At 59.3% G+C, this 14024-nt stretch carries 14 protein-coding genes; 3 read left to right on the forward strand and 11 right to left on the reverse strand.

Annotated features, from left to right (window positions below; all coding sequences use genetic code 11):
• Positions 1-4 precede the first annotated feature (4 nt).
• Complete coding sequence (locus ACZZ0D_RS05425) at positions 5-313, reverse strand: hypothetical protein (RefSeq protein ID WP_212549054.1); 309 nt, start codon at positions 311-313, stop codon at positions 5-7.
• A 316-nt stretch (positions 314-629) separates the two neighbouring features.
• Here ACZZ0D_RS05425 and yegS point away from each other — a divergent pair, with 316 nt between their 5' ends.
• Positions 630-1547, forward strand: a complete 918-nt coding sequence (gene yegS / locus ACZZ0D_RS05430; RefSeq protein ID WP_463552618.1) for a lipid kinase YegS — start codon at positions 630-632, stop codon at positions 1545-1547.
• Here yegS and ACZZ0D_RS05435 read toward each other — a convergent pair.
• From ACZZ0D_RS05435 to ACZZ0D_RS05445, 3 genes are all read right to left on the reverse strand, one after another.
• Positions 1531-2190 carry a response regulator gene (locus ACZZ0D_RS05435; protein ID WP_159815676.1) on the reverse strand — a complete coding sequence of 220 codons (660 nt, stop codon included), beginning with the start codon at positions 2188-2190 and terminating at the stop codon, positions 1531-1533. The two genes, yegS and ACZZ0D_RS05435, sit on opposite strands and share 17 nt — an antisense overlap.
• Positions 2187-3080 (reverse strand): sensor histidine kinase, encoded by an 894-nt coding sequence (locus ACZZ0D_RS05440; protein WP_053122255.1) that lies wholly within the window; start codon positions 3078-3080, stop codon positions 2187-2189. The genes ACZZ0D_RS05435 and ACZZ0D_RS05440 overlap by 4 nt, the downstream gene beginning before the upstream one ends.
• Positions 3081-3555: 475 nt before the next feature.
• Positions 3556-4026 carry a hypothetical protein gene (locus ACZZ0D_RS05445; protein ID WP_463552619.1) on the reverse strand — a complete coding sequence of 157 codons (471 nt, stop codon included), beginning with the start codon at positions 4024-4026 and terminating at the stop codon, positions 3556-3558.
• A 456-nt stretch (positions 4027-4482) separates the two neighbouring features.
• Here ACZZ0D_RS05445 and ACZZ0D_RS05450 point away from each other — a divergent pair, with 456 nt between their 5' ends.
• Together ACZZ0D_RS05450 and ACZZ0D_RS05455 are read left to right on the forward strand one after the other, a co-directional pair.
• Complete coding sequence (locus tag ACZZ0D_RS05450; protein ID WP_007908676.1) at positions 4483-5418, forward strand: chemotaxis protein CheV; 936 nt, start codon at positions 4483-4485, stop codon at positions 5416-5418.
• Positions 5419-5584: 166 nt separating this feature from the next.
• Positions 5585-6391 carry an MOSC domain-containing protein gene (locus ACZZ0D_RS05455; protein ID WP_159815674.1) on the forward strand — a complete coding sequence of 269 codons (807 nt, stop codon included), beginning with the start codon at positions 5585-5587 and terminating at the stop codon, positions 6389-6391.
• 73 nt (positions 6392-6464) lie between these two features.
• On the opposite strand, the gene ppnP is transcribed toward ACZZ0D_RS05455, so the two are convergent.
• From ppnP to ACZZ0D_RS05490, 7 genes are all read right to left on the reverse strand, one after another.
• On the reverse strand, positions 6465-6749 hold the full coding sequence (ppnP, locus tag ACZZ0D_RS05460) for a pyrimidine/purine nucleoside phosphorylase (RefSeq protein ID WP_007940055.1): 285 nt from the start codon (positions 6747-6749) through the stop codon (positions 6465-6467).
• A gap of 105 nt (positions 6750-6854) precedes the next feature.
• Positions 6855-7397, reverse strand: coding sequence for a 3'-5' exonuclease (locus ACZZ0D_RS05465; protein ID WP_159815673.1), 543 nt, complete (start codon positions 7395-7397; stop codon positions 6855-6857).
• 70 nt (positions 7398-7467) lie between these two features.
• Positions 7468-9429 carry an acetyl/propionyl/methylcrotonyl-CoA carboxylase subunit alpha gene (locus ACZZ0D_RS05470; protein WP_463552620.1) on the reverse strand — a complete coding sequence of 654 codons (1962 nt, stop codon included), beginning with the start codon at positions 9427-9429 and terminating at the stop codon, positions 7468-7470.
• 110 nt (positions 9430-9539) lie between these two features.
• Positions 9540-10337 (reverse strand): enoyl-CoA hydratase/isomerase family protein, encoded by a 798-nt coding sequence (locus ACZZ0D_RS05475; protein WP_463552621.1) that lies wholly within the window; start codon positions 10335-10337, stop codon positions 9540-9542.
• A complete protein-coding gene (atuD, locus tag ACZZ0D_RS05480; protein WP_212543687.1) occupies positions 10334-11491 on the reverse strand; it encodes an acyl-CoA dehydrogenase family protein in 1158 nt (385 codons plus the stop codon). Before atuD ends, ACZZ0D_RS05475 begins: the two co-directional genes overlap by 4 nt.
• A 31-nt stretch (positions 11492-11522) precedes the next feature.
• The gene (gene atuC, locus ACZZ0D_RS05485) at positions 11523-13139 is read right to left on the reverse strand and encodes a geranyl-CoA carboxylase subunit beta (RefSeq protein WP_463552622.1); all 1617 of its coding nucleotides are present in this window, start codon (positions 13137-13139) and stop codon (positions 11523-11525) included.
• A 3-nt stretch (positions 13140-13142) separates the two neighbouring features.
• Positions 13143-14012 (reverse strand): SDR family oxidoreductase, encoded by an 870-nt coding sequence (locus tag ACZZ0D_RS05490; RefSeq protein WP_463552623.1) that lies wholly within the window; start codon positions 14010-14012, stop codon positions 13143-13145.
• Positions 14013-14024 lie beyond the last annotated feature (12 nt).

Here is a 14024-nt window from a genome sequence, read left to right on the forward strand (position 1 = left end):
GGCGTCAGTGAGCCATGAGCGAAATGATCTGGTCAAAACGACTGTTGGCTATCCATCCCAGCAAACCCATCACGACGGCTGTTGCGCCTGCCGCGTAGGCGAGGCGATGCTTGATGGTTCTGACATCGCCCCTGACTTCATCCATGTCCCTGCGGATGTATTTGAGGTGGGTTTCCAGCTCGGTGACGCGAGGTTCCATGTTCGTTTCTCCAGTGGGTTTGGCGCCGCTGTGGAAGTCAGTGGTGTGGCTGGTGCGACTTTGCGCGAGTGGAGCAACCGGGCTCACTGGCAGTCTGGCTTCTTGACTATGCATTGATGTTGACGCCTGCTGGAAATGGACGCGGGTCGCTAACGGTGTCAATGAAAGTATCGAAAGCCCTAGAGGTGTATCCACTCATTACATGCACATCCTTGTGTGTTTTCAGATTGAAGATTGATACCGCCGACGCACGATCTACCAATGGCTGGAGTTGGTCAATGCAGCCAATTCATCACATCTTGTAAGAAAAATCCCAGCCCTGTAGGACGCCTGCGCCGAGACGCCTGAATTAATTACGGTTCTTGCGGCTTTTTTCCGTGCGCCAGTGGTCAAGATGTCTCATACCGAATCCATTCACGGAGTGATTGCAATGAGTGAACGCAGGGCGCTGTTGATTCTGCATGGCAAGCAGGCACTCAACGAGGCGGTTCGTGCCGCCGTCGAAAGTAAACGCGAACAAGGCTGGGAGCTGGCCGTGCGCCTGACCTGGGAGGGCGGCGATGCCCAGCGTCTGGTCGAAGAGGCGCTGGCGGCTGGCTATAAACAGATTATCGCTGGTGGTGGCGATGGCACCTTGCGTGATATCGCCCAGGCGCTGGCGGCGCATCCGGGCGAAGCCAGCCTGGTGCTGTTGCCGCTGGGTACGGCGAACGATTTTTCCCGTGCGGCGGGCGTTCCGCTGGAGCCGGCAGAGGCTCTTGAGTTGCTCGATGTGCCTGCGCGCGACATCGATCTGGGCCAGGTTGGCGGGCAGATTTTCCTCAATATGGCCACGGGCGGTTTTGGTAGCCAGGTCACGGCCAATACTTCTGAAGACTTGAAGAAAGTACTCGGTGGCGCGGCCTACCTGTTCACCGGTCTGTCGCGCTTCAGTGAGCTGCATGCAGCCTATGGCGAGTTGCAGGGGCCGGATTTCCACTGGCGTGGCGAGCTGCTGGCGCTGGGCATCGGCAATGGCCGTCAGGCGGGCGGTGGGCACGTGCTGTGTCCGCAGGCACTGGCTGATGATGGTCTTTTGGATATCAGCATTCTGCCGGCGCCACAGGAGTTGGTGGGTACCTTGAAGAATCTGCTCACTGATGGCTTCGGCCTCGACAACATGTTCGTGCGGACACGTTTGCCGTGGGTCGAAATCAAGGTGTCTGAAGGGCTTTACATCAATCTGGATGGTGAGCCACTGGAAGGCGATAGCCTGCGCTTCGAAGCGCGCCCTGCGGCATTGCAGGTGCATTTGCCTGAGGACTCTCCGCTGTTGAGCGCTACAACGCCGATCAGTCGTCCAGACTGATGATCTGTTCGCGCACGGCGAACAGCACCAGGCCCGCCACATCGTAGATCTGCAGACGTTTCATGATCTGCGCGCGGTGGGTCTCGACGGTTTTGATGCTCAGGCCCAGGCCGTTGGCGATTTCCCGGGTCGACTTGCCGCGCACGATCAGTCGGAGGATTTCCAGTTGGCGTGCCGTCAGGTTGTGCGAATCGGAGGTGTCCGGCTGGCCTTTTTGATTGCGAACCAGAGCCTGGTTGATCACCGTGTGGGCGATTGCCGGACTTAGATAACGCTCGTTATTGCGCAGCGCGTCCAGTGCGTGTTCAAGCTCGGTGCCGGTCGTATCCTTGAGCAGATAACCGTAAGCGCCGGATTCCAGCGCCTGCATGATCAATGCGGGGTCGGTGTGCATCGACAGGATCAGCACCTTGCTTTGCGGGCGCACGCGTTTGAGTCGCTGCAACGCTTCGAGGCCGCCGGTTTCCTTCATGGAAATATCCAGCAAGACAATATCGGGGTTCAGCAGCTCGACCATTTCAAGTAACTGCGAGCCGTCATTGGCCTCGCCGATTACCGCGTAACCGGGAATATCCATAACCAGAGCGCGCACGCCGGCCCTGATCAGCGAGTGGTCATCCACTAGAAGTAAGTTACAAGTCAACGCATAACCTTATTCGTACTGGCCCGCTCGAGTGCGCGCGGCGCCCAGGGGAAAAGTGCTTCGATTTGAGTGCCTTTGCCCGGTTCGCTGATCACGCTCAGGGTGCCACCCAGTTGTTCGATCCGTTCGGCCATGCCGGCCATGCCACGTTGTCCTTCACGCCCCGGATTGACGGCCGGCGCGAAGCCCTGGCCATCATCGCTGATCAGCAGGGTCAAGCCCTTGGGCAAGCGCTGCACGCGAATCAGCAGGTTTTTCGCCTGGGCGTGACGCAGGATGTTGGTCACTGCCTCCTGCGCAATACGAAACGCAGCGACGGCCATTTCTTCCGGAATACCGTTCAAGCGCTGCTGGCAGTCGAGGCTCCAGTGCACGTCGGTGTTGGTCAATGTCTTGAGCAGGTGCGCGCGCAGGCTCGCTTCAAGGCCAAGGCTGGTCAGTTGCCGTGGGTTGAGGATGGCCGATACGTCGCGGACTTTGTTGAGGGTTTCTTCGAGGGTGTCGCAGAGAACGGTGCATTGCTCCTGCAATTCCTCCGGCATACGGCGTTTCAGCCAGTCGCTTTGCAATTTGGCGGCGGTCAGCAATTGGCCGATGTCATCGTGCAGCTCGCGGCTGAGGCGGTGGCGTTCGTTTTCCTGCACTTCCAGCAGGCGATCGGCGAGTTCCTGTGGCTGGAACTTGATCGATTTGCGTGACAGGCGATATTGCACCCAGACGCACGCCGTGGCTGCGATGTCGAGCAACAACAGACCCAAGCCCAACGGCTTGGAAAAACCGTAGGTCAGAAGGCTGCCCAGCGCAGCGGCGACACACAGGATGAGTGTGAACCGGCGGGCATTCTCCCGGGAGGGTGGCCATGTTGTGAGGGTCTTTATGCTGGCGTACATAACGGATGGAGCCAATGGATGTTCGCTGCGGGTAGACCGGTCGGTGGCTGACGGGTCTCTGTCTGGAAATGCTGTCAATTATGTGAATGATTTCAACTGGCTACAGTGAGCGGTAGTTAACCGCCAACTTCTCTGGACGCCGATCAATGAAATCACTTTGCCATTAATTTGAAAGCAACTTATGGGCGGCATAGTACCACTTAAGATACCGTTGGTCGCGCCTGCTCTATATGTCCAATGAGTCAGGAAAGACGCCATTATGGACGTATGTTCCATAATGGAAAAAAGTCGAAGTATGTTATTCGACAGATAAACAAATTGACTAAATCACGATTCTTAACACACAGGAAAACCCTGAGGCGGGCTGAAAATTATCCGTCGTGTCAGGTGGGTTTATTTAGTTCGATATGTCGCTGGCGGGTATGAACTATTCAATAACGACATTAAATGAGTAGTGCTCAAGCCTGACGCCAGATCAGGCCTGTCGCTCAGAGAACGACAGAGGTGGCAAACGTTTGCCCGGCAAAGGCATCTGGAACTGGCTTTGCCCGACATGAAAGGCGAACGCTTCGATTAATGAGGCCTGTTCGCTGCCATCAAGGCTCAGTTGCCCGGTCTTCACATCGACCAGCTCCAGTTGCCAGGCCATCAGCGTGAAGCAATCTTTCAAGGCGCTCAGCGCTTGTTCGTGCAGATCGACGTGATCCTGGGTCAGATTGAGCAGGCTGTAGATGTGCAGGGAAAACTCGGAAATCGCTTCCAGCGCCAGTGCCTCAGCTCTGCCGGCGAGCTTGAGCAGTGTGCCCTGCATGCACGCGATGGCATCCTTGTCATTGCTGATCAGTTGCAGATGGCTCAGGCATTCTTCCGACTTGGCCAGCAGCGTCTCAGCCTCGAGCAGAAATTCGGGGAAGCGTTGCGCCCAGTCTTTACGGTCGATTGGCATGCTTACCTCCACAGCGTCATGTCTGATGGGGGAGTGCCGTGTGTGGCGACGATCGTGAATCGTCGGCAGATCGCGCCCAGACGTGCCGCAGGTGCACAGGCTGAGGATTTCCAGGGGATGGGTTGCCACTGAGTTGCGATCGCACACAATAGCCTGACTCCGTTCATGCAATGAGAATGGCGTCACATTAATGGCTATTGGATATCGCGAATATCAGGTTGGGCCTGATTGATACTAGGGGAATCCCTTAGGCGCGGGAACCTACCGTGCAAACCGAGGTCGCGCCGCAAAGACTGTAGCAGATGAAAACAACCGAGCCAGTAAAGCATGATGTTAATGTGACATCAATGGCCGGTTGTGGCATTTTGATGGCTAATTTCGCAGCAATCAAGATTCGTCATTAACTGCCGATAAAGCCAGTTAGTGAATTCATCTGAACAAGCCCAGGAGTCATTGATGGCCGGCATTCTCGACACGGTAGACCAACGCACGCAACTGGTGGGTGAGAATCGCCTGGAAATTCTCATGTTTCGTCTGGCTGGACGCCAATTGTTTGCGATCAACGTGTTCAAGGTTCAGGAAGTCCTGCAACTGCCGAAGCTGACCCTGATGCCGCAGCGTCACCCGTTCGTGTGCGGTGTGGTCAACCTGCGCGGGCAGACGTTGCCAGTGATCGATCTGTCCCAGGCGATCGGCATGCGTCCGTTGGTGCCGGGCCCGAACAGCACCATCATCGTCACTGAATACAACCGCTCGGTGCAGGCCTTCCTCGTCGGCGGTGTGGATCGCATCGTCAACATGAACTGGGAAGCCATTTTGCCGCCACCGACCAGCGCTGGTCGTCAGCATTACCTGACGGCGATCAGCAAGGTCGATGATCAGTTGGTGGAAATCATCGACGTCGAGAAAGTTCTCGCCGAAATCGTCCCGTACAACGCCAAGGTCTCGCGGGAAAAGCTCGAAGACCCGGTGCTCGAACGTGCCCGTGGTCGCGAAGTGCTGCTGGTCGACGATTCCAACGTGGCGCTCTCGCAACTGCGTGACACCCTCGGCCAGTTGGGCGTGAAGATGCACATCGCCAGCGACGGTTTGAAAGCGCTGAACATGCTCAAGGCCTGGGCTGACACCGGCGTGAACATGACTGACAAGTTGCTGATGATCTTCACCGACGCGGAAATGCCGGAAATGGACGGTTACCGTCTGACCACCGAAATCCGCAACGACCCGCGTCTGCGTGGGCTGTACGTGGTACTGCACACGTCGCTGTCGGGCAGCTTCAACGATTCGATGGTGAAGAAGGTTGGCTGCGACAACTTCCTCTCGAAATTCCAGCCGGACAAACTGGTCGATGTGGTGCGCCAGCGCCTGATGCTCGACGAAGTCCCTGCCTGATCACACACCCTTTGTAGGAGTGAGCCTGCTCGCGATAGCGGTTTGTCAGCCCCAAATCATTATCTGACACACCGCTATCGCGAGCAGGCTCACTCCTACAGTTTGCTCTTTGATTCCCTGACCAAGCTCGTATAGGGTGGCGTTTTTATCCTCCAGGGAGCTGGCCATGCTGCGTCTGAGCGCGCTTTATCGTTACCCGTTGAAATCCGGCAAAGTCGATGTGCTGCAAAGCGTCGACCTCGACAAGCTGGGGCTCGATGGCGACCGACGCTGGATGCTCGTGGACGAAGCCAGCGGCCGCTTCCTGACCCAGCGTGCTGTAGCAAAAATGAGCCAGTTGTCGGCGCTGTGGAATGCGCAGGGCGGTCTGACCCTGAGCGCGGCGCAACAGTCTTCCATCGAAATCGCTTTGCCGGGCAGCGACGCCGAACTGCGCGGCGTGACTATCTGGCGTGACACTCTGCGCGTGCCGGATGCCGGTGATGAGGCGGCGCGTTGGGTCAGCGAGTTCATCGGCAAACCGACACGTCTGGTGCAAGTGCCGCTGGATCGTGCGCGCACCACGCCGTCAGGTGTCGGCAAGGATGATGATCAGGTCGCGTTCGCCGACGGGTTTCCGCTGCTGTTGATTGGCGAGGCGTCGCTGCAAGATCTGTCGCAACGGGTCGGGCGACCGCTGGAGATGCTGCGTTTTCGCCCGAATCTGGTGATCGAAGGCAGCGAAGCGTACGCCGAGGATGGCTGGAAACGCATCCGTATCGGCGACGTCGAGTTCCGCGTGGTCAAGCCGTGCGCGCGCTGCATCCTTACCACCATCGACCCGCAGACTGGCGAGCGCAGTGCCGATCGTGAACCGCTGGCCACCCTGCAGAAATACCGCGCCGAAGCCGATGGCGCGATGTTCGGTCAGAACCTGGTGAATGACAGCAACGGTCGTCTCGAGGTCGGAATGCCGGTGGAAATCCTCGAATAAGCCGCCCCTGAAACCAAAAATGCCCGAGTCCTTGGACCCGGGCATTTTTATTGGCGCTGTGAAAACCGACGAGTTAGCCGCGGTACTCGCACAGGTAAGCGGTATCAACCGCGACTTTCAGCTGGAATTTGCTGTTCGCCGGAACGTTGAACTGGCTGCCGGCGGCGAAGGTTTCCCAGTCGCTGCTGTCGGGCAGTTTGACGGTCAGTGCGCCGGAGACCACGTGCATGATTTCACGCTGGCTGGTGCCGAATTCGTATTCGCCCGGGGCCATGACGCCGATGGTCGCCGGACCTTCAGCGGTGCCAAAGGCGATCGACTTGACGGTGCCGTCGAAGTACTCGTTGACTTTAAACATGGGCGATTCCTCGAAAAGGGCTAAAAAATGGAGGCGGCCAGTATGCACAAGGCTTTGGGCGCCGTCACCTGCCCGGCGCCTGTCCAGCCAGTTCTCGAATTGACCCTAGAGTGGCAAAACCAGCGGCAACAATCGTGCGGTATTGCGCGCATCTTCCAGCGCCCGGTGTTGCTGACCGCTGAACTGCATGCCGGCCAGTTGCAGCGCACCGTTGAGGCCCAATGGCCGCTCCAGACGTCGGGCCTTGGCGAAGCGTTGCTTGAGGTTCATGTGCGGCACTCGACTCAGGCCGCTGTCGATCTGCAGGCGCTGCCATTCCTGGAGCAGTTGTTTGCGGTCGTAATCGCCCCAACTGGCCCAGCCTTCAAGACGTGATTGATGCTGCGCGAGCCAGCGTTCGAACGCCGGCCAGACCTCAGTCAGCGGTTGCGCCGTATCGATATTGGCCTGGGTGATGTGCGTCAGCTCGCGGCAGAACGGCGTCAGCAACGGCCGTCGAGTCGGTTTGACGAAGCGTTGGAAGTGATCCTGCTCGCGCCCGGCACGGTCGACCAGCGTCGCGCCGATCTCGATAATTTCCATCTCGGTGACCGGCCAGCCACCCTCATCGGTGGTGGCTTCCAGATCTATGACCAGCCAGTGGGGCATCGCAGGGTTCCTGATTTGTGCGTTCTGATTATTCAGAGCGTAGCCAAACCCTGCGTTTGCGCTCGGCTGACTACTCCACCTGCAACAGAACCTGACGATTTTTTACCTGATCGCCGACTTTGACCTGCACCCGCTTGAGCACGCCGTCGATGCCGGCCTTGAGCGGGTGCTCCATTTTCATTGCCTCCAGTACCACCAGCAGCTGACCTTTGCAGACCGGGCTGCCTTCGCTGACCAACACGTCGACGATGGCGCCGTCCATGGGCGCTTTCAAGGTGCCGGAACTGACGCTGGTCTGACTGCCGATCACCGCGTGAGTTCGATCCTCCAGGCGCAGGCTGCCGGGGTGAGTGAACAGCCAGAGTTGTTCGCCATCGAGACGACAGGCGTGGCGTTGGCGCACGCCGTCGATTTCCAGCGTTATCGAGTGGGCGTCTTGATCGATGAGTTTCAATGCCAGTGTGCGTTCGGCGACTTGCACTTTGAACGCACCTTGCGGCTCAGCGAGCAGTTGCAGCGTCCAGTTTTGCTCATCAAGACCGAGGCGAAAATGCAGCGGCACACTGGCGTTATTACGCCAACCGGACAGCGGCGCACGGTGACTGAGGGCGCTGGTTTGATAGAACAACACCGCAGCGATGGCCAAGTCTTCGGCACTCGGCGCGTAACTGTTCAGGCACGCGTGATCGCTGAAATGCTGCGCGATAAATGCCGTGCTGAACTCACCGCTGATGAACTGCGGATGTTGCAGCAGGCTGACCAGCAACCGCTGATTGCTTTGCACACCCAGCAACACTGTGTCCTGCACCGCGCGCAGGAGTTTGCGTCGAGCCTCTTCGCGAGTAGCGCCGTGGGCGATCAGTTTGCCGAGCATCGGGTCGTAGAACGGGCTGACCGATTGCCCTTCGCGCAGACCATGATCGATGCGCGCGCCGTGTTGCAGCGCTGGCTCCCACGCCTCTACACAACCGGTTTGCGGCAAGAAATCCTGCGCAGGGTCTTCGGCGTAAAGGCGCACTTCCATGGCATGACCATGGAGTTGCACCTGATCCTGAGTCAGCGGTAACGGCTGACCTTCGGCGACCCATAATTGCCAGGCGACCAGATCCAGCCCGGTGATCAGCTCTGTCACCGGATGCTCGACCTGCAAGCGAGTGTTCATTTCCAAAAAGTAGAACTGCCCGCGTGCATCGAGCAGGAATTCCACGGTGCCAGCGCCGACATAATTCACCGCGCGCCCAGCCTTGAGAGCCGCTTCACCCATGGCCTGACGCAACTCGGCGGTCATCACCGGGCAGGGCGCTTCTTCGATGACTTTCTGATGGCGGCGCTGCACCGAGCAATCGCGCTCGCCGAGGTAGATCAGGTTGCCGTGTTGATCGCCGAACAGTTGCACTTCGACATGGCGCGGCTCGATCAGCGCCTGTTCAAGAATCAATTCGTCGCTGCCAAAACCGTTCAACGCTTCCGAACGCGCGGTACGCAGTTGCGCCGGTAAATCAGAGCCATCGTGCAGCAGACGCATGCCGCGACCGCCGCCACCGGCGCTGGCCTTGATCATCAATGGATAGCCGATGCGCTCGGCCTCGCGCAGCAGGGTCGCGTCGTCCTGCTCGGCGCCCTGGTAACCGGCGATGCACGGCACACCGGCGTCGAGCATGGCGATTTTCGAGCGGCGTTTGCTGCCCATCAATTCGATCGCTGCGACGCTCGGGCCGATGAACGTCAGGCCAGCCTGTTCGCAGGCGCGGGCGAACTCGGCGTTTTCCGAGAGAAAGCCGTAACCGGGATGAATGGCGTCGGCACCGCTGCGGCGGGCGGCGTCGATGATCGCCGGGATGTTCAGGTAGGACTGCTGCACGGGGGCGGGGCCGATGTGCACGGCTTGATCGGCGATTTGCACGTGCAGGGCGTCGGCGTCCGCGTCGCTGTAGACGGCGACGGTTCGGTAGCCCAAAGCCTGAGCGGTGCGCTGGATGCGGCAGGCGATTTCACCGCGGTTGGCGATCAGGATTTTTTGGATGGCGGGCATGGTGGGTTTCCTGAGGTTTTTGCGGTGGATGTGGAGGCCTCATCGCGAGCAGGCTCACTCCTACAATTGGAATGCGTTCCCCTGTAGGAGTGAGCCTGCTCGCGATGCTTTCAGGTGGCCCACCGCGGTTTACGCTTCTGCACAAACGCCATGGTGCCCTCGATCCCTTCTTCTCCCGTCACCGCTTCGCTAAACCACTGCGCCGCCTCATCAAGCAATTCACTCGAAGGCTGCCCGGCACTCGCCAACAACAATTTCTTGGTCACGGCATTCGCCTCCGGCGCACAACACAGCACGTGTTGCAGCACCTCATCCAGTCGCTCCGCCAGCGCCTGCGCATCCTGCTCGACAAAATGCACCAGCCCCAAACGGCGTGCCTGATGCCCGTCAAAACGTGCGGCGGTCAGCGCCAGTCGCCGCGCCTCGGTCAGGCCAATGCGCTGCACCACAAACGGCGCGATCTGCGCCGGCAGCAGACCAAGGCTGGTTTCCGGCAAACCGAACTGCGCCTGATGATCGGCAATCGCAATGTCACTGACACACGCCAGCCCAAAACCACCGCCGAGCACCGCGCCTTGCAGCACCGTGATCAGCACTTGCGGCGCGTGCTGCGCTTCTTCCAGCAAAGCCCCGAACGCACGATTCAAATCACGGTAAGCATCCGCACCCTGAGCACGGGCACTGGCCATGTCCTTGATGTCGCCACCCGCGCAGAAATGCCCGCCGGCGCCGCTGAGCACCAGAGCCCGAACGCTGCGATCCTCGCGTACCGACGCCAGCACCTCACGCAATTCGCTGACCATTTGCAGGCTCATCGCATTGCGGCTGTCCGGGCGATTGAGGGTGATGTGCAGCACGCCGCCATGCAGTTCCAGCAACAGCGTCTGGCATTCCGGCAGGCTGCTCATTTCTTTTTCCCCGGCAGGATGCCCATCAATTTGCAGATGATCCCCAGCATGATTTCGTCGGCGCCGCCGCCAATCGACACCAGCCGCACATCGCGATAAGCGCGGGCCACCGGGTTGTCCCACATGAAACCCATGCCGCCCCAATATTGCAGGCAGCTGTCACTGACTTCGCGGCCCAGACGCCCGGCCTTAAGCTTGGCCATCGACGCCAGGCGCGTGACGTCCTGGCCTTTCACGTACTGCTCGGTGGCCTGATAGACCAGCGCGCGCAGGCATTCGATTTCGGTTTGCAGTTCGGCGAGGCGGAAGTGGATCACCTGATTGTCGATCAGTGCATTGCCGAAGGTTTTGCGCTCCTTGCAGTACTCGATGGTGCTGTCGACGCAGTACTCAAGGCCCTTGATCATGTTCGCCGCGCCGAACAGGCGTTCCTCCTGAAACTGCAGCATCTGCATCATGAACCCGGCGCCTTCATGGCCGATGCGGTTGCGCTGCGGCACGCGCACATCGTCGAAAAACACCTGGGCGGTTTCCGAGCTGCGCATGCCGAGCTTGTCGAGGTGCGAACTGAGGCTGATGCCCGGCGTGGTCATCGGCACCATGATCAGCGACTTGTTGATGTGCGGTTTATCGTCGGAAGTATTCGCCAGCAGGCAGATGAAATCAGCACTCGGCGAGTTGGTGATCCACATCTTGCTGCCGTTGATCACGTAGTCGTCGCCGTCCTTGCGCGCGGTGGTTTTCAGCCCGGCGACGTCGGAGCCAGCGCCGACCTCGGAAACGCCGATGCAGCCAACCTGCTCGCCGGTGATCGCCGGCCGCAGAAACTCTTCGCGCAATTCATCGGAGCCGAAACGGGCGAGGGCGGGCGTACACATGTCGGTCTGCACGCCGATCGACATCGGAATGCCGCCGCAATGAATGGTGCCGAACTCTTCAGCGGCGACAATCGAATAGCTGTAATCGAGGCCCATGCCGCCGAATTTTTCCGGCTTGGAAATACCGAGCAAACCGAGGTCGCCGGCCTTGCGGAAAATCTCGTGGATGGGAAAGCGTCCGGCCTTTTCCCATTCATCGACGTGCGGATTGATCTCGTGCTCGACGAACTGGCGGACGGTACGGCGCAGGGCTTCGTGTTCCGGGGTGAAGATCATTTTTTATTGTTCTCCGTAAGATCCGTGGCGGTCAGAACCGGCTGACGCCGAAGCTGTTGGGTTGCAGCGTGCGAATGTCGGCTTCGTGGCAGATGTCCAGCAAGTAGCCGAGCAGGGTGCGCGTATCGCGTGGATCGATCAGCCCGTCATCCCACAGATTGGCGCTGCCGTAGAGCGCGGTGGACTGGCTGTCGAGTTTCTGCGCGGTGACCTGTTCAAGCATGTCGAGCATTTTCGGATCCGGCGTCAAACCGTCCTTGAGCTGTTTGGCTTCGGTAACGATGCGCAAGACTTTGCCGGCCTGCGCGCCGCCCATCACCGCCGTGCGGCTGTTCGGCCAGGCAAAGATAAAGCGCGGATCGAGACCGCGTCCGCACATCGCATAGTTACCGGCCCCGTACGAGCCGCCGACGACGATGGTCAGTTTAGGCACCCGCGCGTTGGCCACCGCTTGAATCAGTTTCGAGCCGTGTTTGATCACGCCTTGCTGTTCCGATTCGGTGCCGACCATGAAGCCGGTGGTGTTGTGGAAAAACAGCAACGGTGTCTGGCTCTGATCGCACAGCTGAATGAATTGCGCCGCTTTGCTCGCACCGTTCGGCGTGATCGGACCGTTGTTGCCGATGAAACCGCAGGCGCGACCCTGAATCTTCAATTGCCCGCAAAGGGTTTGCTGATCGAACTCACCCTTGAATTCCAGAAAGCAGGATTCGTCGGCGATGCGCGCGATGATTTCCCGCACGTCGTAGGGTTTTTTCGGATCGTCGGGGATCAAGCCGAGCAGTTCTTCGATGGGGTAGAGCGGCTCTTTGTATTGCGGCTCCGGCAGCCATGGCAGTTGTTCATTCCACGGCAGCATTCGCAGAATTTCACGCACCTGACGCACGCCGTCGGCATCGTTTTCCGCCAGGTATTCAGCCGTGCCGGCGACCTGCGCGTGCATCTCGGCGCCGCCGAGTTCTTCATCGGTGGCGACTTCGCCGGTGGCCGCTTTGAGCAACGGCGGGCCCGCCAGAAACAGCTTGGCCTTGCCGCGCACCACCACCACGTAATCCGACAGTCCCGGCTGATAAGCGCCGCCCGCCGTGGCTGAGCCGTGCACCACGGTGATCTGTGGCAAACCCATCGCCGACATCCGCGCCTGGTTGGCAAAACTGCGCGCACCTTCGACAAAAATATCCGCCGCGTAATTGAGGTTGGCACCGCCGCTTTCGGCGAGGGTAATTACCGGCAGTTTGTTTTCCTGAGCGATCTGTTGCAGGCGCAGGGATTTTTTCAAACCGCTCGGTGAGATCGTGCCGCCCTTGATCGCACTGTTGTTGGCGACCACCATTGCGCGGATGCCACAAACGTAACCGATGCCGGCGATCAGTCCGCCACCGGCCGAGCTGCCGTCCTTGTCGTCATGCAACTTATAACCGGCGAGACTGGCCAGTTCGAGAAACGGCGCGCCGGGATCGAGCAACAGATTCAGGCGTTCGCGCGGCAATAGTTGCCCGCGTTTATCGAACTTCTCTTTCGCTTCGGCAGCTTTATTCAGCAGGTTTTGTTCGAGTTGCTGCACTTGCTCGATGGCCACGAGCATTGCCGCACGGTTACGGGCAAAGGCCTCGCTGTGCGGATCGAGTTGGGACTGGATCTGCGGCATGGCTTACTCCTTGTCCTTCAGCACGTCTGGAAGGTAGGCGCGATGGAAGCCATTGAACGACTCGCTGTGAGTCGCTTTGTGCAACGGCCACGCACGGCTGCCGAGGCTGGCCGCGCCATCGATTTTCAACGTGCTGCCACTGATGAATGCCGCCGCCGGACTGAGCAAAAATACAATCGCTGCGCTGACTTCCGATTCGGTGCCAATGCGCTTGAGCGGCACATGCTCGCGCAGGGTCGGAATCACCGCTTTGAACGCACCTTCGTAAGTGTCCATGCCGCTGGAGGCGATCCAGCCCGGCGCCACCGCATTGACCCGCACCCCGGCATAACCCCATTCAAACGCGGCGGTTTTGGTGAAGTTATCCATGCCCGAACGCGCCGCGCCGGAGTGGCCCATGCCGGGCATGCCGCCCCACATGTCGGCGAGCATGTTGACGATGCTGCCGCCGTGTTTGCTCATCGACTGGTTGAAGACTTCCCGCGCCATCAGAAAACCGCCGACCAGATTGGTACGCAGCACGGTTTCGAAACCTTTCTGATTGATCGTAGCCAGCGGCGACGGGTATTGGCCGCCAGCGTTGTTGACCAGACCATGAATCGGCCCGTGCTCGGCGATCAGTTCCTTGACCAGTTGTTTTACGGCTTCTTCATCACGAATATCGCAGGCCTGCCAATGCGCGCGGCCGCCGTCCTCGGCAATTTCGGCGGCGACTTTTTCCAGTTTTTCCGGTTTGCGCCCGACCAGCAGCACGTTGGCGCCGAGCGCTGCCAGTTCATGCGCGGTGCAACGGCCGATGCCGCTGCCGCCACCGGTGACGATGATGGTCTGGCCGCTGAACAGCTCGGCATTGAAAATCGACGCGTAAGCCATGCACACCATCCT

This window comes from Pseudomonas sp. AC193, from assembly GCF_979258075.1.